The sequence below is a fragment of the Kitasatospora sp. NPDC087314 genome, from assembly GCF_044744365.1.
Lineage (GTDB): Bacteria > Actinomycetota > Actinomycetes > Streptomycetales > Streptomycetaceae > Kitasatospora.
This window is the reverse complement of record NZ_JBIUYE010000010.1, coordinates 24403-44142: the sequence shown is the minus strand read 5'-3', so window position 1 is coordinate 44142 and position 19740 is coordinate 24403. Positions and strand designations below refer to the sequence as shown.

The window sequence follows — 19740 nt, the reverse complement described above, 5'->3', positions numbered from 1 at the left end:
CGTCGGTGCCACCGAAGTCGACGCCGATGACGGTGTGGTCGAGGCTGCTGTCGACGGCAGCCGGTGCGGCGTCGTGGTGTGCGTGGGAGAGCATCGGAGTGTCTGTCGGCATCGGAGCGTTTCTCGTGTGCGGGGCCCGGTCGCCGGCTGGAGCCGTCCGGTCGGCCCCCGCCGCCGGAAAGCGGAGGGAAACACTGGCCCGTTCGGTCGGCTGCTGTAAAGTTAAAGTCCTTTATTCTCGCAGGTCGAGACCGGCACGCATCACGATCGGGAGACTCCTCAGTGGCTCGGCCCTGGAGGCGCGGGCGTTGCGGCTCCGCCGCGGTCATCGGGGCGTCGGCAGGCAGTCGAGTTCGGGGGCGCGCCGGCCTCGCAGAGGTAGCCGCGGTCGGCGCTGTCGGTGCTGAGGTAGCGGCCGGAACAGTGCTCGGTACCGTGCGCGGCGCAGAATGCGAGCGCCTCGTAACCGCCTGTGAAGTCGCCGGGGGCGCGGACGATCCACTGCCCTGGGGTCAACGAGGCCCATTTGTCGCCGTCGAGGAGGGTGGCACCGGGCACCTGCTGCTGGATCGCGGTGAGCTCCTCGTCCCGTTCGTCGGCGTCCGTCGTGTGCGGGATTTCGGTCAACTGGGCGATCCAGCCACCCGCCTGACCTGCGACGAAGGAAGGGCCGGTGTCGGCGGCGCGGTTCCCGCTGCCCAACAGGGTGAACGTGGTGGCCGCGACCACCGCGGTGCCCGCGACGATGGCGAGTATGAGCAGCAGACGGCGGCGCTCGTGGCGGGACGTGGGAGCGCTGCGGGCGGGGGAACGGTCGGCGGGGAGATGCCCGACGGACCGCGCCATCAAGGTTGGCGTCTGCACCAGCGTGGGTGTGTTCAGGGGTGTCCGGGCGGGCGCGCGAGGGAGTACGACCGTGTTCGCCTCGCTCTGAGTTGCCTTCCTCCCGGGTTCGGCGGCAGCGCCGAGCAGCGCGGCGAGCCTGGCCGGGGAAGGACGCTCCTCCGGCTGCCGCGAGAGCAGGGCATCGATCACCGCTGAGAGTGGGCCGGCCTTCGACGGCGAAGGGACCGGCTGCTCGCAGACCGCCAACAGCGTCTGCCACACCGTGTCGTGCTTCAAGGGATGCTCGCCCTCGACGCACACGTAGAGCAGCATGCCGAGCGACCACAGGTCGGACGCGGGGCCGACCAAGCCGTCATTGATGCGTTCGGGCGCCATGTACTCGGGTGAGCCGATGATGTCGCCGGGTTCGGTGAGGGTGTGCGAATCCGTGAGAGAGGCTATGCCGAAGTCGGTCAGCACGGCGGAGCCGTCCGGGCGGATCAGCACGTTCCCCGGCTTGACGTCCCGGTGCAGGACACCGGCCGCGTGGGCGGATTGCAGGGCGGCGAGCACGTCCAGACCGATGCGCGCGGCCCGGGTGGGGGTGAGCGGTCCGTCCCGAAGGACCTCGTGCAGGGATCGGCCCTCGACTGCTTCCATCACCACCCAGAGGTGGGGCGGCTGGTCGAGGACCTCGTGGACGGCGACGACGTTCGCGTGATCGATCCTGGCAAGGGCCCGCGCCTCCCGCAGGACCCGATGCCTCATGGCGGCGGATCGGCGCGCGTCGTCGGTGGCCGAGCGAATCTCCTTCAGCGCGACCTCGCGTTCCAGAACGAGGTCACGCGCCAGCCACACCGTACCCATGGCGCCGGCGCCGAGTCGTGCCAGCAGCTCGAAGCGCTCAGCCACGATGTCGCCGATAGAGTATTCGCGTATCGGGGTCATGAAACCTGTTTCCTCGCCGTGTGCCTTTCCCGACGGGAGATCCGGCGGCGCACGGTTCGTGCTCGTTGGGTGCTGATTCGGGGACCGGAGCAGTCTGGCTGAGGGAACCTGAGGATTCGGTGAGCCTCCTCCCGTCGCGGGCGGGGTGGGAGCGTCAGCGCTTCTGGACGGGGACACGCAGGAGGAACCTGGTCCCGCCCCGGCTGCTGGTGGCGACGGTGAGCGAACCACCGTGGGCGTGGGCGACCCAGGCGGCGATCGACAGGCCGAGGCCGCTGGAGCCCTTTCCGCTGCGGAACCGCTCGAAGAGGGACTCGGCCTGCTCGGGGGGAATTCCGGGACCGGCGTCGTCCACCGCGACGGTGCCGTCCGACGCGACGGTGATCTCGATGTCGGCCGGTTGTCCCGGGGCGTGGCCGTGGGCGAGCGCGTTGCCCAGGAGGTTGGCGACGGCGCGGCGCAGCAGCCCGGCGTCGGCGAGCACGACCACCGCCTCGGTCCGGACGGTCACCCGGTGCCCGTCCGTCGGGGTGTCGGCGACGACGGTGTCGACGAGCTGGTCGAGCCGCAGCGGCTCCCGGTCCAGCCGAACGGCACCGGCCCGCAGCCGGGCGCGGGTCAGCAGGTCGTCGACCAGCTCGCTCATCCGGGTGGACTGGCGCAGCGTGCGGCGCATGACCTCGGTGCTGTCGGCCTCCCCGCGCAGCCCTGTCTCGGCGAGCACGCGCAACGAGGCGACGGGGGTGCGCAGATCGTGCGCGGCGTCCGCGAAGAACGCCTCCTGCTGGTCGAGTGCCGCGAGCGCCGGCCGCACGGCCCGTCCGGCGAGCCAGTGGCTTGCCGCGGCCGAGGCGGCCACCAGGACCGCGCAGGCGATGCTGAGGAGCAGGGCCAGCCGTTCGTGGTCGTCCAAGTTGCCCGAGATGTCGATCGCGGCGACCGCGACGGCACCGGAGCCGTCGGTGCCCGAAACGGCGAGAGGTTGGGCGTACAGGCGAAGGCGGTGGCCGTTCGCTGTGGTCGTGGTGCTCACGGCGGCGTCCTTCTCGCGTCCGGCCTCGGCGGCGACGGCCCGCAGGGCTGTGGCGGGGACGACCAGGCAGGGCCGGTGCGGAGCGGCGACCGGGGAGACCTGGTCGCCGGAGCCTGCGAACAGGGTCACCGGGGGGCAGTCGTACTCGCCTTCCTTCGGGTCGGGGTATTCGAGGTCGCCATCCTCGTCGTAGTGCAGGTTTGCGGCGAACTCGCTCGTCCGGAGCCGGAGTTCGGTTTCGACCTGGGCGCGCCAGGACGTGTTGTCCCCCTGCACGGCGATGATCGCCATCCCGACCAGACCGAGAGCACTGACGAGGCCGAAGAGCATGGCGATGCGGCGCCGTAGTCGCCGGATCCGGCCCTTCGGTGTCGGCGGGGTGCGTCGGCGCGGGCGGCGGATCCGGTCGACCGGGGCCGGACGTCTCACGCCTGCGACTCCAAGCGGTAGCCGATCCCGCGCACGGTGTGGATCAGCGGCGGATCACCCAGCTTGCGGCGGAGCTGGGAGACCAGGACCTCGACCACGTTCGAGTTGGGCTCGGTCTGCTCGTCCCAGCAGCGTTCGATGAGTTCGGCGCGGCGGACCGCCTCGCCGGGCCGGGCGGCGAGCGTCTCCAGGAGGGCGAACTCCTTGATCGTGAGGGTCAGGCGGACACCGTCGCGGTACACCGTGCGGCTGGCCGTGTCGATCTCCAGGCCGCCGCAGCGGACCACCGGCGGGCGTGTGACGGCGGTGCGTCGGCACAGGTTGCGGACCCGGGCCACCAGTTCCGGCACGGCGAAGGGTTTGACCAGATAGTCGTCGCCGCCGGTGGTGAAGCCCTCGACCCGGTCGGCGACGGTGTCGCGTGCGGTGAGGAACAGCACAGGCAGGGTCCGGCCTTCCGACCTCATTCGGCGCACGTAGTCCGCGGAATCACCGGCAGGCAGCATCCGGTCGAACACGACACAGTCGTAGGCGGTGATGAACAACGCCTCGTCGGCCTCGGGGAGGTCGGCAGCCTCATCCACCGCCAGGCCGTTGCCGCGCAGCGCGGCCGTTACCGCGAACCGCAGGTCCTCGTCATCCTCGACCACCAGTACTCGCATATCGGCCAGGATAGTGACGCCCGATGGCGGAGTCGCGGGCATGCGATTACCGGCGCTGCCGATGACGGGCGGCGTGCCTTCGGCGGACGCGCGCCGCGCGGGCGGACGTGCCGGAGTCGGCCGCTTCTGCGAGGTGGCGCCATGGAGGCCTGTGATCTGAGTGCTCCCTCACTGTTCGACGGGACTCCGGGAGTCAGACGTTTCGACCTCTGCCGAAGAGGGCCGTGCACCTCCCCCGTGCCCGGGGGGATTCGACACCTGGGAGGTGCACAGCCGGTCGCCGGTTCGCGGCCGCCGCCACGGCAACGGACCGGCGTTGTCGACGGCTGCCTCCTCCCTCCAAGGGAACCGGGAAGGGGGCACCGCCGACGTGGAGGATCATCGCAGCGGGAACCTGAGGATTCGATGAGCTTCGGTACGGCCTCCGGTCGCCGATTCGATCGTTGCCACCCGGTTGGGGTGACTTTCCCCGGCAGCGGCGAGCTGCGATCCGGTGGTGCCCCATCACCCCGGCCTGTCGGCAGACCGCCTTCGGGGAATCCGCGCTCGGGCTCACCATCGTCCTGACCGCGGCCCCCGCTGCCAGGAGCGTCGCCAGCACGACCGCCAGCAAGCAGGCCCGTTGGAGAAGTGATCCGGCGTGCGCTGGTAGCCGGTGCCAGTGCTGGACGACCTGCCGCCGGGCGGCGACCAAGGCGAGTACGCAGTGCTTCCGTACCGCCCGGACCCGGTAGGACTTCACGGGCCGAGTGCTCAGAAGGCGGGCCTTCCGGTCGTTCCGTATGGACTCCTGCATGGCTCTGCTCCGTCCTGCGTCCACCGTCGGTGCGTGGCGACAGCCTGGCTGGGAGCGGCTGAGGATTTGGTGAACGTCGACCGGGCCGGACGGTCACTGTCACGGTCGTGATGTCGATGTGGCACTCGGCGGGCGGGCCGAGCGGGTTCAGGACCGTACGGGCTCGCGTGGCTGTGGCACCGTGGGGTCACCCCGTGGTGCGGCACGAGAGCCTCGCATGTGTGAAATTGATCGAAGATGCGTAATAGTTGCGAGACCCTGCTCGTAAATGATTCCTTGAGTCATAGATACTGCACATCTGATCAGCATGCTTCACCGTGCCCAGGAGGCCGTCATGAGTCATGTCCAGCAGGAGATCGCCAGCCAGCCCGAGTGCTGGCGTCGGGCGTCGGAGGCCGGTGTCGCCGGACTGCCCCGGGCCGGAGAGCGCGTGGCGGTGATCGGCTGCGGTACCTCGCTCTACGTTGCCCAGGCCTACGCCTCGCTGCGTGAGACGGCCGGGCTGGGGGAGACCGATGCCTTCGCGGCTTCCGAGTACCCCGCCGCCCGCCGTTACGACCGGCTCCTCGCGATCACCCGCTCCGGCACCACCACCGAGGTGCTCGACGCCCTCACCCGCGCCCAAGACCTGCCGACCGTCGCCATCACGGGTGACCTCGCCACCCCGGTCAGCGCCGTCGCGCAGTCCGTGGTGGACCTGGAGTTCGCGGACGAGAAGTCGGTGGTGCAGACCCGGTTCGCCACCACGGTGCTCGCCCTCCTCCGCAGCCACCTCGGCCTCGCCCCCGCCGACCTGTCGGCGCAGGCGCAGCGGGCACTGACCGAGCCGCTGCCCGAGGGCGCCACCGAGGTCAAGCAGATCACCTTCCTCGGGGCCGGCTGGACAATCGGCCTTGCGAACGAGGCCGCGCTCAAGCTTCGTGAAGCATCGGGCAGTTGGGCCGAGGCCTACCCGGCGATGGAATACCGGCACGGCCCGATCAGCATCACCGGGCCGGAGAGCCTGGTCTGGTTCTTCGGCGATCCCCCGGCCGGACTGGTGGACGAGGTGCTCGCGACCGGGGCTCGGGTGTCGGCCACCTCCCTGGACCCGATGGCCGATCTGATCCGTGCGCAGCGCCTCGCCGTCGAACGTGCCGAACTGGACGGCCTGGACCCCGACCGGCCGCGCAACCTCACCCGCTCGATCGTGCTGGACCAGACGTGACTGAAGCGAGCGGCGGCAGAGCCGCGGTGATCACGGTCGAGGTCGGGGGAACGTACATCACCTGCGGCGTGACGGCGGAGGACGGCTCGCAGCGGCACACCGAGCGCCGGCCGACCAGGGCCGGCCGCGGCCCGGACGCGGTGCTGGAGACCGTCCTCGACTGCGCCGCCGACCTCGCCGAACGGTTCCGACCGGCCGCTGCCGGAATCACCGTCCCGGGCGTCGTCGACGAGAGGGCGGGCATGGCGGTGTTCGCCGAAGACCTCGGCTGGTACCAAGTCCCCGTCCGACAGAGGGTCTCCGAGCACCTGGGCATCCCGGTCGCTGTCGGCCACGACGTCCGAGCGGCCGGCCTCGCGGAGGCCCGGGCCGGTGCAGGCGGCGGCTGTCGCTACTTCCTGTACGTCGCGACCGGCACCGGAATCGCCGCCACCATGATGCTGGGCGGGCAGGCGCTGACCCGAAGCGGCGGCGGAGCCGGCGAACTCGGCCACATCGTTCTCCGCCCGGGCGGCGAAACCTGTCCGTGCGGCGGCCGTGGCTGCCTGGAGGCTTACGCCTCGGCCACCGGGATCGCCCGTCGCTACACGAACGCCACCGGCGAGAGCGGCATCACCGCCATGGCCGTGCAGGAGCGGGCCGCCGGCGGAGACCAGGTGGCGGCCGAGATCTGGCGCGAGGCCATCGAGACCTTCGCCGACGTCCTGGCCATCGTCGTCGGTCTGCTCGACCCCGAGCGGGTGGTGATCGGCGGACCACCCGCCCTGGCCGGCGAACACCACGTCGCCCTGCTGCGGGCAGCGGTGGCCGAGCGTCTGCGTCACCGGGCGGGCCCCGCGATCATCCCCGCCGAACTCGGTGGCGACGCCGGCCGTCGCGGAGCGGCGATGCTCGCCCAGGACCTACTGCGGCGGGAGGCGCTGTCGTGATCCTGTGTCCCACCCGCACCCACGGTGTGCCGGCCGTGGTGTATGCGGACGGACCGGCCCTGCACGCGGCGCTGACCGAGAGGCCGGCGCTGGTCAAGCCCAACGCGGACGAACTCGCGGCCGTGACGGGGGCTGCGGGATCCCGTCCTCGCCGCCCACACCCTGCGCACCGGGCGCGCGACGGCGGTGGTCGCCTCGGTAGGGCCCGACGGCCTCGTCGTCGTCGAGCCGATCGTCCGGCCGGACGTCCGCTCGGCGAGCTACTAGCCGGTCGGTCCGGCGACGGCGACGGGCTCACCGGCAGTGGCTCCAGTCCGTCACAGGCCGTTCACGATGCGCCACGCGACGCGCTTGCGGCCGGTGCGCCCGGCGGACAGGTGGAGTGCGTCCTCGACCAGTCTGACCTGTCCGCGAACGGCCTTCGCCCAGGCCTGCTCGCGGATGTACGCCTCGATGGTCTCGGTGTCGTCGGCGCGCCGCGGCGCTCCGAGTAGGGCCGTTCGCAGGGCCTTCAGGCCCGCCTGCATGACGAGGATCTCGGCATCCAGGTGGAGCCGGACCATGCAGGCCAGTTCCAGCGGATTGCGGTGGAACACCTGCTCGTGACGCCATCGCGCCGGAGCCAGGTCGAACAGCCAGTCTGTTGCGGACCGTTCGAACTCCGCCGATCCGGGCCGATGGACCGAACCGGGCCATCGAATCGACGACGGACGCACCGGTCTGGGCGCGGGATCTGCACCGGAAGCCGGGATGTTGGTCATGGTTCATCACCCTGATTCCATGGAACATGGAGCCCCGACCCGCTCGGCGGCGCCGACCCTGGTAGCGGACGCGAGCAGGAGGACTGCCGATCGTTCGCACATCTTCGGGTACCGCGTGGCCGGAACACTTCGGGTGCGACGAGTCTCAGGCGCGCGACCGGCCCTGTCAAGGCTGCCCACGGGCGCCGGCGGAAGCCGTCTCGGGGCCCTCGCCCAGCACGGCGACTCATCCGTGCCTGACGGGCTTCCTCGGTCTCCTCTGGCCGGCCATCGTCCGGCCCGGCGGATGGGCGCGGGGTTGGAACGGGGTAGCGGCCCCGCTCCGGCCCATGGCCCGGCTCAGTCGAGGCCGAGTACCGCGAGGGCGGTGGTCCAGTCGGTGGCGATGGCGTGCTGAGCGGGGTCCAGGTCCACCCGGTGGTTGCAGACCGCGCGGTAGAGCTTGTACTCGACCTTGTCCTTGTCGGCGGCGGTGAGGCCGTCGGGGCCGGTGGCGTAGCGCGGCTGGGGCCAGAGGTTGTGGGGGTCGGTCGGGTGGCCGCCGAGGGAGAGCGGGATGTGGTGGTCCTCCTCGTAGTCCGCGGTGTCGGTGTCCTCGTAGCCGTATTCGCCGATCTGCTGGACCTTCAGGCGGTTGGTGTAGCTCGTGGGCGGGCGGATCGACTTGCTGTAGCCGGGGACGCAGATGGTGTCGTCGATGGTGTCCTGGCTGACGTCCGGGTTGGTGACGCCCGGGGTGCAGGACGGGTCGGGCAGCGGGAGGAACGCCTGCGAACACGTCGCGGCGAGGGCGGTGTGGGTGGCCGGGGCGGCGTGGGCGGTGCCGCCGGCCGCGAGCGCGGCGACAGCGAGCGCGAGGGCGGCCGCCGAGGCGGCGAGACGCTGGGGGTGAGGCATGGGCAAGGGCTCCCTGATGCTGGCTCGGTCCGGATCGCCGAGCGATGCCTTCATGACATCATCGATGAATCTATGCGAGTAGAGCGACCACGGTGAACAACGGGCGAAGCGTCAAGTCCGGTCGGTCGACGGATCTTTGCTTGACGTGCTCGCGGTGCGTGGCCTCCGCCTCGGACATCGACGATCCATCGAAGGCGGTGGCGTGATGTTCATCAAGACCTCAGGTCCTTCACGGAATCCATGAGCGATCGTCAGAGTGGCAAAGGCGGCAACTCGTGCTCCATCCAGGATTTCTGACGTTTCGTCATATCGCATATCCCTGGTAGTTCACGCCGGTCTTCGCCGCTACGCTCACTTCGACCAACGAGAGCAGTGTGGTGGGGACGCGGACGAACGGGATTCTTGACCTGGCCGCCGAGTCCGGAGAAGAACGCGACGATGCCGTTGGCCGCGCCGAGCAGCAGGGCGGCGCCCGCGCTCACGAGCACGCCCTTCTTGCCGTTGGTTGGCCTCCGCCTGGTGCCCGCCCGAGTAGTGGCCCCAGGCCCGCACCCCGGCGCTGACGGCCAGGGCTCCGACGACCGCGATGATGCCGAAGAGGTTCAGCGAGCCCATGACCTGCTTGAGGACCGAAAGGCCGGGCAGGCCGCCCTCGTTCGGGGTGATGCCCGGGTCGTAGGCGAGCTGGACGACCGTGTCCGCGAGATACATGGCGGGTGCCGCCCAGGTATCCGGTGAGGTCGACCAGGCCGGACGGCTCAGCGACCTTGGCGCCGGTACGAAGGGCGCCGTCCTGTTCCAGCGCGGGGTGTCAGACCTGGCCCGGTAGGGCCCGGATGGCCTTGCGGACCTGTTCGGTGACGGCGTGCCCGACGGAGAAGGTCGTCTGGATCCCGCGCTGTCGCAGGGCACGCAGGTGGGCCAGGAAGGCTTTCGCGCTGCCCGCGCTGTCGGCGCGGATGAGGACCGGGGTGCCGTGTCGGTGGGCGTCGGGAATCTGCGCGAGGGCTTGATCGAGGACGGTGATGTGGTCGGCTCCGGCGTTGCCCGGTCGCAGTGGTAGCCGAAGCCGCGTTCGTAGGTGGCGGCGGACTGTTCCTTCTCGGAGTGGCAGGTGACCAGGGCTGCGTCGATGTCCAGGACCAGGCCCGGTAGTTCACGTCCTGCGGCGTGTGATGCGGGCATGGGGTGTCCGGTCTCGTCCGCTTGCGGCCAGGCGACCTCGTGGGTCCTGGCCCTGGCTGCCCGCAGTGCGTTCAGGGCTGCGGTGTCGATGCCGGCCAGCACTCGCCAGGCGGTCGGAGTGGGGGCGAAGGGGCCGAACACGTCGCGCTGGTCGCGCAGCACGGCCAGGTCCCGGATCGCCTCGCCTCCGTCGGCGAGCATCACCGCCAGGTCCATCGCGACGGGGCCGGGATCGTGCCCGGTCCCGCGAGGCCGCATCCGGTGCAGAGCGCGCTGAAGGCGCTGGTCAGCGAGGTGGCGTCGGCCAGATCCGCCAGCAGACGCGAGCCGGCGTGGTTGACCACCCCGTGCCCGTCGGCGCTGGTGACGAGCTTGGGGCGTGACCGGGTGGCCTGCACGCAGAAAGTGCCTTCCTGCTGGTACGACTGGGACCTTAGACAAGCCTCATCGTTGCAGCTCGGAAGGCACTTTCGCTTTTTCGATCATGATCCGGACACCACCCCGGACGAAACGCGCAGGCTAGGGCAGGGCCCATTTCTGGGTGGTGCCGCCGTTACAGTCTCAGATGGCCATTTTGGTGCCGTTGGTTGTGCCTGCGGCGTTGGCTCACTTGCCGGCCACGCCAGGAGCGATCGGGCCGGTGTGCGGGCCGCTGCCCGGGCAGGAGGCGTCGTCGGGGGCGGAATACTGGTGGGCACCGATGTCGGGGGCGCAGACGGTGGGGACGTGGTTGCGCCAATAGTCGCGGCCGCCGTTGTCGGTGATGACGAGGCCGGCGCCGATGGCGGGGGAGCCGGCAGTGAGTTGGTATCCGGCCACGGTGCCGAGGCCGGTGCCGCCGCTGCCGGGCGATGCCAGCTGCGGGTTCGCGATGATCTGCCCGGGCGGTACGTTGCTCGTGTTACTACCGCTCAAGATGTTGTTACTGAAGCGAACGTTGTCGGAATCGTATCCGCCATTGCCGTTGTTGATGATGATGTTGTTGGCCACCGTGACGTGGCTTTCGGGGGTCGCCGACAGGACCTTGGCGCTGGAGCCTGAGGGCACGTAGATGGTGTTGTTGTAGAACCAGCCGGCGTTTGCACCGTATCCGCGCAACACCTGGCTCACCTTGGTGTTCGCGTCGGAGTTTCCATCGTTCTGGCTGACGTTGTAGCGGAAGATGGCGTTGGTCGTGGCGCTGGTGGCGGCGCCGGTTTCGCTGCAGCGGCCGCAGAACATCGCCATGCCCCCGGCGTTGTCGTGGCTGTAGTTGTACTGGTACAAGGTGCCATCGGTGCCGTAGTCGGCGTCCCAGGCCATACCGTCGCCGTTGTCCCCCAGCTTGTGGGTCTTGTAGGCCTCGTTGTACTGGAAGGTGACGTGATCGGCGTTCCACACCCACATCGCGGCGGTGTCCTTCAACGGGCGTGTGGAGGTGTCGTAGCTGACGTTGTACTGGGCCCGCCCGTTCTCAGTGTGCTGCATGACGATGCCGTCGCCGCCGATGTCGTGCACGGTGTTGTTCTGCACGACGAACCCGGTCCACGGGTAATAGTTGTATACCTGGTTCGCGCAGACGTCTTCCCAGCCCATCGACGCCCGGCACTTCCAGGTGGTGGACATGTTGATACCGGAGCCGACGGTGTAGATGTTGTTCCCGTCGACGACGACGTCGTTGAACTTGGTCTTGACCGAGTCGCCCAGCACTTCGAACAGGATGCCGTAGCTGGCTCCCAGAGCCTCGCCGCCGCCACTGTTGACGTCGTGCACGGTCAGGTTGGTCAGCCGGTAGTGGTTCCCGATGCCGTAGTCCTTCAGGACAATGCGGACTCCGTGGCGACCCTCGACACTGGCGTCATGGTTCGTGACCTCCAGATTCCGGATCTCCCAGTACTGCTGATTGAACAGCACGACCCCGTCCTCTGCGCCGCCGCCGGCGATCACCGGCTTGGCACCGGTCCCGTAGGCGTCGACGACGATCGGCGCTCCGGAAGCGCCGGACCCCTGGGGCGCAAGCGTGCCGGCGCAGCTGGTGCCGCGGGCGAACAGGATCTGGTCGCCGGGGCCGAATGCCGTGGCGTTCACCGAGTCGAGCGTGTTCCACGGACTGGTCTGGGAGCCATTGCCGTTGTCGGACCGCGAACAGTCCACGTAGTACGCCGAGTTCGCAGCCGGCGCCGGATCCGCGGCCCCCGCCGGGGCTGCCGCTGCCAGGGGCAGGTACCCGACGGCGATGGCCACGGCGACGGCGAGCCTCATCGGGAGTCTGCGCCATCGGGCACCGGTTGGATGTTGGTGTGACACGTGCTGCTCCTTTCAGCAGGGGTACAGCGAGGCCACGCCCGCGCGGGCGAGGTGGCCGGGTGGATGATGTGCCGCCGGACGTGCGGCGGAATGATCGGTCGACCGGCCTGGGGTGGGCCCCGTCGGCGAGAAGGCAGGCGACGGCTGGTCAGCCGGGGAGTCTGCCGGTGATGATCTGTGCGACCTGCACGGTGGGAACGTAGGTACTCCAGCGCTTGATCACGGCTCCGGTCGCATCGAGAAGGACCACGGCCGGGGTGCCGGTCACGTCGTCCCGCTGGGCGAGCGTTCGCTCGGGATCGACCGTCAGCCGAATGTCTCCGAGCTGCCGGTCGTAGGAGGTGTTGGCGAGGCGCCGTTGCTTGCCCCGCTCCCATCGGCGATCCGGGTCGTCGGACTCTTGCCGCCGTATCGGGTTTGCAGCTTGGTGAGGTCGACGGCTTGGCCGCGCCAGGTCGTGGCGGCGGTGTCCGGCCGCGTGGCCGGGAACGCCATCCGCTGCAGGCTGCCGGTAGTCGGGCCGCGATCCGGCACATCGGCTCGCGACGGGCGCCGCTGCGGGGGTCCGGACTGGCAACCACCGGGTTCGAACACGCCGTCGCCATCGCTGTGGCCCCCGACGCGACGGCCCGTCTCATCGGAGTACCGGTCTACGGATGACAAAGCGTTGATGCGGCCCGTGCCACTCCTCCACCGGTCTGCGGCGCCTTGCTTCCAGGCACCGCGCCGACATCATGGATGGATGTCTTGTGCGCGGTACGGTCTCAAAACGTGGATCGATCCACAGCGGTCGACGTAACCGGGATGCTAGGCCGAGGTTCTCGGACACGTCAACGGTTCGACGACGGGGACTGCTGTTTCAGCCATCGGCCCATCATCCGGTGACGACCGCCATCGCCGTGTACCGGCAAGGCGCGACAGGTGTGGGGCTCCATTGCGTTGAGCCCGTGGCGATGCCTACGCTGACGCCAGCTTTGTGGCCGCACAAGGACGTGCTGTCGGACATCGCGACCACCGCCGACAACATGACCGCCCGCGATGACATCCCCGCGCCCGCGGAACTCGCCGCGGTCCAGAAGATCCTCCAGGCCAAACCCACCGCCCCGTGCTCGACAACGCGTCCAGCGACTACGGCGACGAGGTCCTCAGCCCCGCCGTCCTCGACGATCCTCGCGGTCGTGGTCGCCGGCTACATGCCGACCGGACGGCGCCCCGGCACCACCAACGCCCTCACCATGAGCCTCGCGATGGGACCGGGCGTCCCCGCACAGGTACTCCTGATCCCACTGTTCGTCGGCGTGTCCAAGGTGAACCTGGGCAACGACCTCGACGGGCTCGTCCTCATCCACGCCGACCTGGCCCTGCCCTTCACCGTCCACCTGCTCACCGTGTTCTTCACCGGGATCCCCCACGTCCTCGAAGAAGCCACCGCCATCGACGGGAGCCGGCGGCGTGCGCACCTTCGTCTCGATCGTGCTGCCCGTCATCCGCGGCGGGCCCATCACCGCCTTCCTCACCGTCATCGCCCCGCTCGTCGCCCTGCTTCTCCTGGCTCGGCACCCGGATCATCCAGCGCAAGACCGTCGGCATCGGCAAATGGTCCCGATCCGCCGTACCAGTCCCGCCACTGATGAGGAGGTCCCTTCCTTGAGCACGATGCAGGCCGGTATGTCGCGTGATGCCGGCGGGCTGCCGGTCCGCTGTCTTCTTGTTCTGTCGATGTTCCTCACGCTCGCCGGCTGTGCCTCCGATCCGCCGCACGACAAGCCCGACGACGACCAGGTTCCACACGGGAGGCCGGTCTTGCTGGCCTTTCTCGACCCGATGACAGGCCAGTCACGCAGCCAGGTCACGGTGCTGCGCAGCATGGGCACCCAGTTCGGCGAGCGCGTGGCCGTGGCGATCGTGGACGTCACCGGCAAAGCCGACCCCAATCTTCGCCACGACTGGAACCTCGACTCGGCGCGAGTCACCGTCCTGGTACCGAAACATCCGGCCGATATGGCCCGCTCCTACAACGCGTCCACGCCGCCCACCACCTTGCTGATCGCCGCGGACGGTCGTGTGCTGCACCGCTGGTCCGCCACTGTCGCCCACGCCCAGGACATCGCCCCGTTCCTGCAGTCCCTCTCCAACCCCACTCCGCTGAAATCGAAATGAATCGAAAGTCGTCGACCGTCGGCCTGTCTGGGTGGACTATCCGCAGAAGGAGCTGATCGCCCGGCTCCTGGTGGACACATGCGAGGTCTGCGGAGCCACCGGTGATGTCCAGGTGCATCACGTTCGGACTCTCGCCGATCTCGCCCGTGCCGGATGGCCGCCGTCCGACTGGGCGCGCGTCATGCTCAACCGGCGGCGCAAGACCCTTGTGGCCTGCACCGCTTGCCATGACCGCATCCACGAAGCACCCATGGCCAGATCGCACACGCTGTAGTCACTGGAGAGCCGGATGACCGGGAAACCGTCGTGTCCGGTTCGGCGGGAGGCCGCGCGGAAGAGGACCTGCCACGAGCAGGCACCTCGCCGCGCGGCCGACCCAACCGCATGGCCCCACCAGTTCAAGCGCCTCCGCACCCGCTACGAGCGCCGAGCCAACCTCCACCAAGGACTCCGCGAACTCGCCGCCAGCACCATGTGCCTCCGCCGACTCCAGAGATCATTCTGAATGATCAGTAAGGGACGGCTCGGCTACTCATCGAAATCTCATGCGCGCGGTGCGACGATCGAGGCACGTCAACTGGTGAAGAGGAGAAGCGAGTTGTCCCGACATGTTGCGCGTCCGGCGCTGATTGCCACAGCCATGGCCGCCGTCCTCGTCCTCACCGCGCCTTCGGCACTGGCAGCCGCAACGGCCGACCCGGCTCCGGGGGACGACAGCGCGGTCTCGGTCTCGGTCTCGGTCTTCGGCGACGGCACACTGACGGAGGGCCAGGAACTCACTGTTGCGGACCTGACCAACAGTCACGCGGTCAATGCGGACCTGGTCCGGGCGTACGCCCAGGGCGCCCCGCCGGCGGAGCCCGAGCCGCCGATCGAGGACCCGGCGCCGCAGCCGGACCCCGAGGACGGAGCGGCCGTGGTCGCGGGGACGGCAACGGCAGCGGTTCAGGCGGCCGGTGACCCCCGTTACGCCCTGGTCGCCAGCTGGACCTCCAGCGATCATCGCACCGTCAACCTCCGCAAGGGGAACGGCAGCGGCTGGGGGTACGACAAGATCGTGCGGAAGCACAACCTCAACGTCGCCGCGATCCGGGCGACCACCCGCTATCCGGCGCCCGGGTTCCCGGTCAAGCAGGCCGAACCAGACAGCTGGAACTACGTCACCAAGGTGAACCACGTGCGGTGCTCCGGCTGGTTCCTTTGGCGCACCTGCAAGGTGGTCGAGAGCCGGGACGTGCAGGTGACGGTGAACTACGGAAACGTGAAGGGCGTGATCACCGCGTACTGCCTCGGGATTGACGGCCGTTGCCCGGACTGGGTGAAGAACGCGGCCAACAGTTGACCCGCGGTGCCGCCCTGGCCGCACGATGGCCGGGGCGGCACCGCGGTCTCCCAGCCACCCGTGTGTTTCAGAATCGAGGCGGACTCTTGGTGTCACACGAGCAGCACCTGCGGCGCGGCTACTTCCTGCGCGAGGCCGGCGCACTCCAGCGGACCAACGCCGACGGCCCCCGACGCCTCGCGCATATCGCCTTCCCCACACCGGACGGTGCCGAAGTCACCACAGGCGGCCGTACCGTGGCCTTGCCCACCACCAGCACGCGAGACGAACTACACGCCGCCCTGGGGCCCGGCGCAGGCTGGGCGCCGCCCGCACCGGAGGCGCTGACCGCGCCGCCCGCCACTGCGCCACCGCTGCTGGTCTACGCCGACCTGCTGACCGACCTGGGCGAGCACCTCTTCCTCCTCTCCAACCACCCCGCCGACGTCGGCCGCCCCGACCTGGCCGAAGCCCGCCTCGAAGACGTCCGCCTAACCGTTGACACCACCGCCGAGGTCGAACTGACGGTCCGTGGGGTAACCCACCGGGTGCGCGTCGCCCTCGACTCTGGCGTGCCCCTGGACGTGGTCCCGCTCCTCATCGCGGAGCACCTGCTGGCGGACGAGAGCGCCACGGAATGGCAGCTCCCCCCGTTAGTCTCCGTGTTTCGGTTCGCGTCGGCTGATCTGGGGTGATCCCTGCGTCGGAGGTTGCGGGGCTGCCGTCGGATGTTGGGCATGCCGATGGCCCGGCGCGATGGCCGGGTGCTCTTTGGTCCTCGGGTCGTGGTGGTCAGGGGTTGCTTCGGCTGTCAGGTGGCCGGTCGGGGGCAGTGCCACCAGGCGGCTGAACGCCGCGGTCAGTTCGTGGCGCCAGGGCCAGGTGGGGGCGATCCGCAGGCGTAGGCGGCGGGCTTCGCGCGTGATCCGGGCGGCAACGTGCAGGAGGCGGTAGCGGAGCTTCTTGGGCTCGGCGGTGGCCAACTCGGCGTCCGGCAAAAGGGTTCGTGCCCAGGCCAGCGGGTCGATCGCGGTCAGGGGCAGTTCCTGAATCTCCGCCAGGCCGACGTCATCCCAGCGTTGCCGGGCATGCGCCCGTCACCGATGCGCGGCTCGGCCAAGCGGCCTGAGATCCCTGAAACTCGCCTGCACGCGCCTGAGGGTGAACAGCGGTCATGACCCAGAACGCCTCGACGACCTTGTGGTCGAACGTCCCCATGCGGCGGTTGCCGAAGGCGGGGAGGAGGTGGTTCCTCAGGAGGGAATCGAGGTTCCGCAGCGAAGTGGGGCTCAGGTCGCGCTGGCCTTTGAGCCACTCGGCGACATAGTCGGAGAAGTGCATCACCCCGTACTTCTGGATGCGCTCGGCCTTGCGCTGGCTCTGCGGGGAGTTCTTCCGCGCGTGGTAGACCTCGGCGAGGCGGGTCTTGGCCTTGTCCTGAGTGGCGAAGCCGGACTCCTCCGTCTGGCGCCCGGCCGCGTTGCGGTACCTGATCTTGTACTCGTGCGGGCACTTGCTCCATCGGGACTCGAGGTGCTCGCACGCCGCCCGTATCCGCAGGTCCCGCGCCTCGGGGCCGGTCCGCGCGCTGTGGCACGATGCCCGCAGGCCGGTCAGCAGGGACGGCCCGCGCCACGCCGCAGGCATCGAGCGGCGGGCGGCGCCCGTGCACGCAGAGAGGGACCCGCCATGTCCGAGACCATCCCCAGCCCCGCCCGGCCCGCCGGGGAGCTCGTCTTCCGCCCCGCCACCCTCGCCGACGTACCGGCCCTGGTCGAGCTGGTCGAGTCCGCCTACCGCGGCGACGCCAGCCGGGCCGGCTGGACCACCGAGGCGGACCTGCTGGAGGGGCGGCGCACCGACGTCGAGGGCGTCGCCGAGGTCATCGGCCGCGCCGACGGGGTCCTGCTGGTGGCCGAGCGCGACGGCGAGCTGGTCGCCTGCTGCCAGCTCGAGCACCGCGGGGACCGCGCCTACTTCGGCATGTTCTCGGTGCGCCCCGGGCTGCAGGGCGGCGGACTCGGCCGGGCGGTGCTCGCCGAGGCCGAGCGGCTGGCCGGCCGGGAGTGGGGCGTCGACGAGCTGGAGATGACCGTGATCGAGCAGCGCTCCGACCTGATCGCCTGGTACGAGCGGCGCGGCTTCCGCCGGACCGGGGTCTACACCCCGTTCCCGTACGGCGACGAGCGCTTCGGCGTCCCGCTGCGCCCCGACCTGCGGTTCGAGAAGCTGACGAAGGTGCTGAAGGAGGCGTGATCGACGGGGTGCGGGCGGGCGGGCGGTGCTCGGGGCCGGATCCATGATCGCTTGACGGTCCGTCGGTACGTGATAGCACGTCAAGTCACTGACCAGGGCCGATGCGGAGATGTCACACCTCGTTCATGATTGGTCTAGGCCAATGTGAGAGGCTGAGGGCGAACGGCCACGTTCCGTCCCATGCCCAGGGGGGCCATTTCCGCATGCCCGTACTCCATGGCACCGCCATGCCCGCACCCGACACCGGTTCGCGCCGGATGCCCGAGGACCCGGTCCTCCGCCTCCCCAGCCCGCCCGACGACGAGGAGCTCTACTGGTACTTCGGCCCGCAGCGCCGCTGGGTGCTGCTCTGCGCCACCCTCTCCTACGCGGGAGCCACCGCCACCCTCGGCCTGTTCGCCCTCAGCCGGCCGCTGCTCTGGCCCTTCCTCGTGCTCACCGTGCTCAACGCGGCCACCTGGCTGCTCTCGCTCACCGACGGCCAGCGCGCCCGCCGCTTCACCCGCGACTCGCACGACCTGCTGATGCGCGCCTGGCGGCCCGCCCGCCACCCGAGCGTCGACCTGCTGCTGCCGACCGCCGGCGAACCGCTGGCCGTCCTGGAGAACGCCTACCGCCACACGGCCGCCGTCCGGTGGCCCGGCGAGCTGACCGTCCTGGTCCTCGACGACGCCGCCCGCCCCGAGGTGCGCGAACTCGCCGAGTCCTACGGCTTCCAGTACCGCGCCCGCCCCGACCGCGGCCGGTTCAAGAAGGCCGGCAACCTCAACCACGGCCTGGCCGAGGGCAGCGGCGAGGTCATCGCCGTCCTCGACGCCGACTTCTGCCCCCGCCCCGACTTCCTGCACCACCTGGTGCCCTACCTCGACAACCCCGAGGTCGGCATCGTGCAGAGCCCGCAGTGCTTCGACACGGACGCCGACATGTCCTGGCTCGAACGCGCCGCGGGAGCCACCCAGGAGATCTTCTACCGCTGGATCCAGCCCTCCCGGGACGCGCAGGACGGCACCGTCTGCTGCGGCACCAACGCCCTCTACCGCCGCGCCGCACTCATGCGCGTCGGCGGCTTCGCCGAGATCGACCACAGCGAGGACCTCTACACCGGCCTCTCGCTCGCCCGCGCCGGGTGGACCACCCGGTACGTGCCCGCCCTGGTCGCCAAGGGCATGTCGCCCACCGGCCTGCCCGCGTTCATCAGCCAGCAGTACCGCTGGTGCCTCGGCTCCCTGGCGCTCGTCCGCGACCCGGACTTCCGCCGCGGATCGGGAAGGCCTGACCGGCGGACCCTGTCCCGCTCCGCCCGACTCTGCTTCTGGAACGGCATCCTCGGCTACGTCACCAGTGCGGTGAACGTCTTCGCCGTCCCGCTGCCCGCCCTGATCATGCTGTTCTTCGCCCCCGGCGAGATCGAGCCCTGGCAGGTGCTGCCGTTCCTGCCGCCGATCTGGGTCTCGCTCGTCCTGCTGCCCGCGATGTCGCGCACCCGCTGGCGCTTCGAGGTCACCCGGGTCCAACTCCTCGGCGGGCTCTGCCACGTGGTCGCCATCGCGCACGCGCTGCGCCGCCGCAGTGCCGACTGGGTGCCCACCGGCGCCGTGTCGGGCGGCAGTTCGCTCGCCCGGACGGTCGCCCGGATCGGGGTCGGCTGGCTGGGGTTCGTCGTCCTCGCGGGCGTCGCCGGACTCGTCCGCGCCATCGCGCTGTACGGCTGGCGGCCGTACTGGGCGCTCACCGCGCTGCTCGCGCTCACCGCGTACACCATGATCCCGCTGGTCCGGTCGCTCTGGCCGCTCCTGCGCGGCGGCAACGGAGCCGCCGTGGGCGAGGTCGCCCCGCCCGTACGACGCCGGTCCGACCTGGGCTTCGGCCGCGCGGAGGCCGTCGCCGTCACCGCCGTGCTGCTGCTCTGCGGTCTGCTGGCGTCCGGCTGGGCCGATCCGCTGATCTTCTGAACCCTAGTTCCCAGATGGTGAGTTGGCGGATCGTCAACTCAGCTGGATCCTCCCTCGTTTCCTTGCGCGTCGCCCCACCGGCGCGGACTCCGC

Annotated in this window: 18 protein-coding genes and 4 pseudogenes; 11 read left to right on the top strand and 11 right to left on the bottom strand. The window is 70.0% G+C overall.

All coding sequences use genetic code 11. From position 1 onward, the window contains the following. Positions 1-279 precede the first annotated feature (279 nt). The 3 genes from ACIO5E_RS22235 to ACIO5E_RS22225 all read right to left on the bottom strand — a co-directional run bounded on the left by ACIO5E_RS22235 (position 280) and on the right by ACIO5E_RS22225 (position 3897). A complete protein-coding gene (locus tag ACIO5E_RS22235) occupies positions 280-1773 on the bottom strand; it encodes a serine/threonine-protein kinase (RefSeq protein WP_400670450.1) in 1494 nt (497 codons plus the stop codon). Positions 1774-1927: 154 nt separating this feature from the next. Then, complete coding sequence (locus tag ACIO5E_RS22230; RefSeq protein ID WP_400670448.1) at positions 1928-3235, bottom strand: sensor histidine kinase; 1308 nt, start codon at positions 3233-3235, stop codon at positions 1928-1930. Then, the gene (locus ACIO5E_RS22225) at positions 3232-3897 is read right to left on the bottom strand and encodes a response regulator transcription factor (protein ID WP_400670445.1); all 666 of its coding nucleotides are present in this window, start codon (positions 3895-3897) and stop codon (positions 3232-3234) included. The genes ACIO5E_RS22230 and ACIO5E_RS22225 overlap by 4 nt, the downstream gene beginning before the upstream one ends. A 1130-nt stretch (positions 3898-5027) precedes the next feature. Between ACIO5E_RS22225 and ACIO5E_RS22220 the strand changes: the two genes are divergently transcribed. Both ACIO5E_RS22220 and ACIO5E_RS22215 read left to right on the top strand, forming a co-directional pair. Then, the gene (locus ACIO5E_RS22220) at positions 5028-5900 is read left to right on the top strand and encodes an SIS domain-containing protein (RefSeq protein ID WP_400670443.1); all 873 of its coding nucleotides are present in this window, start codon (positions 5028-5030) and stop codon (positions 5898-5900) included. Further along, positions 5897-6829 (top strand): ROK family protein, encoded by a 933-nt coding sequence (locus ACIO5E_RS22215; protein ID WP_400670441.1) that lies wholly within the window; start codon positions 5897-5899, stop codon positions 6827-6829. Before ACIO5E_RS22220 ends, ACIO5E_RS22215 begins: the two co-directional genes overlap by 4 nt. Positions 6830-7146: 317 nt before the next feature. On the opposite strand, the gene ACIO5E_RS22210 is transcribed toward ACIO5E_RS22215, so the two are convergent. The 4 genes and pseudogenes from ACIO5E_RS22210 to ACIO5E_RS22195 all read right to left on the bottom strand — a co-directional run. Then, positions 7147-7590: a hypothetical protein gene (locus ACIO5E_RS22210; RefSeq protein WP_400670439.1), complete on the bottom strand. Its 444-nt coding sequence runs from the start codon at positions 7588-7590 to the stop codon at positions 7147-7149. Between the two features lie 339 nt (positions 7591-7929). Then, complete coding sequence (locus ACIO5E_RS22205; protein ID WP_400670437.1) at positions 7930-8487, bottom strand: hypothetical protein; 558 nt, start codon at positions 8485-8487, stop codon at positions 7930-7932. Between the two features lie 304 nt (positions 8488-8791). Beyond that, on the bottom strand, positions 8792-8851 hold the full coding sequence (locus ACIO5E_RS22200) for a hypothetical protein (RefSeq protein WP_400671038.1): 60 nt from the start codon (positions 8849-8851) through the stop codon (positions 8792-8794). A gap of 40 nt (positions 8852-8891) precedes the next feature. Next, positions 8892-9198: pseudogene (locus ACIO5E_RS22195) on the bottom strand (DUF6112 family protein); the annotation flags it as partial. Here ACIO5E_RS22195 and ACIO5E_RS22190 point away from each other — a divergent pair. After that, positions 9182-9316, top strand: coding sequence for a hypothetical protein (locus ACIO5E_RS22190; RefSeq protein WP_400671069.1), 135 nt, complete (start codon positions 9182-9184; stop codon positions 9314-9316). The pseudogene ACIO5E_RS22195 and the gene ACIO5E_RS22190 overlap by 17 nt on opposite strands. Here the strand turns inward: ACIO5E_RS22190 and ACIO5E_RS22185 are convergent. Together ACIO5E_RS22185 and ACIO5E_RS22180 are read right to left on the bottom strand one after the other, a co-directional pair. Next, positions 9302-10070 (bottom strand): annotated as a pseudogene (locus tag ACIO5E_RS22185) (transposase); the annotation flags it as partial. The gene ACIO5E_RS22190 and the pseudogene ACIO5E_RS22185 sit on opposite strands and share 15 nt — an antisense overlap. Before the next feature lie 208 nt (positions 10071-10278). After that, entirely contained in the window at positions 10279-11913 is a 1635-nt protein-coding gene (locus tag ACIO5E_RS22180) for a hypothetical protein (RefSeq protein WP_400670434.1), read from the bottom strand. Between the two features lie 926 nt (positions 11914-12839). Between ACIO5E_RS22180 and ACIO5E_RS22175 the strand changes: the two genes are divergently transcribed. From ACIO5E_RS22175 to ACIO5E_RS22150, 6 genes and pseudogenes are all read left to right on the top strand, one after another. Beyond that, positions 12840-13589 (top strand): hypothetical protein, encoded by a 750-nt coding sequence (locus ACIO5E_RS22175; RefSeq protein ID WP_400670432.1) that lies wholly within the window; start codon positions 12840-12842, stop codon positions 13587-13589. A gap of 16 nt (positions 13590-13605) precedes the next feature. Continuing rightward, positions 13606-14118 carry a hypothetical protein gene (locus ACIO5E_RS22170; RefSeq protein WP_400670430.1) on the top strand — a complete coding sequence of 171 codons (513 nt, stop codon included), beginning with the start codon at positions 13606-13608 and terminating at the stop codon, positions 14116-14118. A gap of 31 nt (positions 14119-14149) precedes the next feature. Continuing rightward, positions 14150-14392 (top strand): hypothetical protein, encoded by a 243-nt coding sequence (locus tag ACIO5E_RS22165; protein WP_400670428.1) that lies wholly within the window; start codon positions 14150-14152, stop codon positions 14390-14392. Between the two features lie 108 nt (positions 14393-14500). Continuing rightward, positions 14501-14623: pseudogene (locus tag ACIO5E_RS22160) on the top strand (IS5/IS1182 family transposase); the annotation flags it as partial. Then, the gene (locus ACIO5E_RS22155; RefSeq protein WP_400670425.1) at positions 14624-15460 is read left to right on the top strand and encodes a hypothetical protein; all 837 of its coding nucleotides are present in this window, start codon (positions 14624-14626) and stop codon (positions 15458-15460) included. 89 nt (positions 15461-15549) lie between these two features. Next, on the top strand, positions 15550-16134 hold the full coding sequence (locus ACIO5E_RS22150) for a hypothetical protein (protein WP_400670423.1): 585 nt from the start codon (positions 15550-15552) through the stop codon (positions 16132-16134). 123 nt (positions 16135-16257) lie between these two features. On the opposite strand, the pseudogene ACIO5E_RS22145 reads toward ACIO5E_RS22150, so the two are convergent. Together ACIO5E_RS22145 and ACIO5E_RS22140 are read right to left on the bottom strand one after the other, a co-directional pair. Beyond that, a pseudogene (locus ACIO5E_RS22145) lies at positions 16258-16485 on the bottom strand (transposase); the annotation flags it as partial. A 22-nt stretch (positions 16486-16507) separates the two neighbouring features. Next, positions 16508-17086 carry a hypothetical protein gene (locus ACIO5E_RS22140; RefSeq protein ID WP_400670421.1) on the bottom strand — a complete coding sequence of 193 codons (579 nt, stop codon included), beginning with the start codon at positions 17084-17086 and terminating at the stop codon, positions 16508-16510. 42 nt (positions 17087-17128) lie between these two features. On the opposite strand from ACIO5E_RS22140, the gene ACIO5E_RS22135 reads away from it, so the two are divergent. Next, positions 17129-17695, top strand: coding sequence for a GNAT family N-acetyltransferase (locus ACIO5E_RS22135; RefSeq protein ID WP_400670419.1), 567 nt, complete (start codon positions 17129-17131; stop codon positions 17693-17695). A 203-nt stretch (positions 17696-17898) separates the two neighbouring features. Further along, on the top strand, positions 17899-19647 hold the full coding sequence (locus tag ACIO5E_RS22130) for a glycosyltransferase family 2 protein (RefSeq protein ID WP_400670416.1): 1749 nt from the start codon (positions 17899-17901) through the stop codon (positions 19645-19647). Positions 19648-19740: the final 93 nt, after the last annotated feature.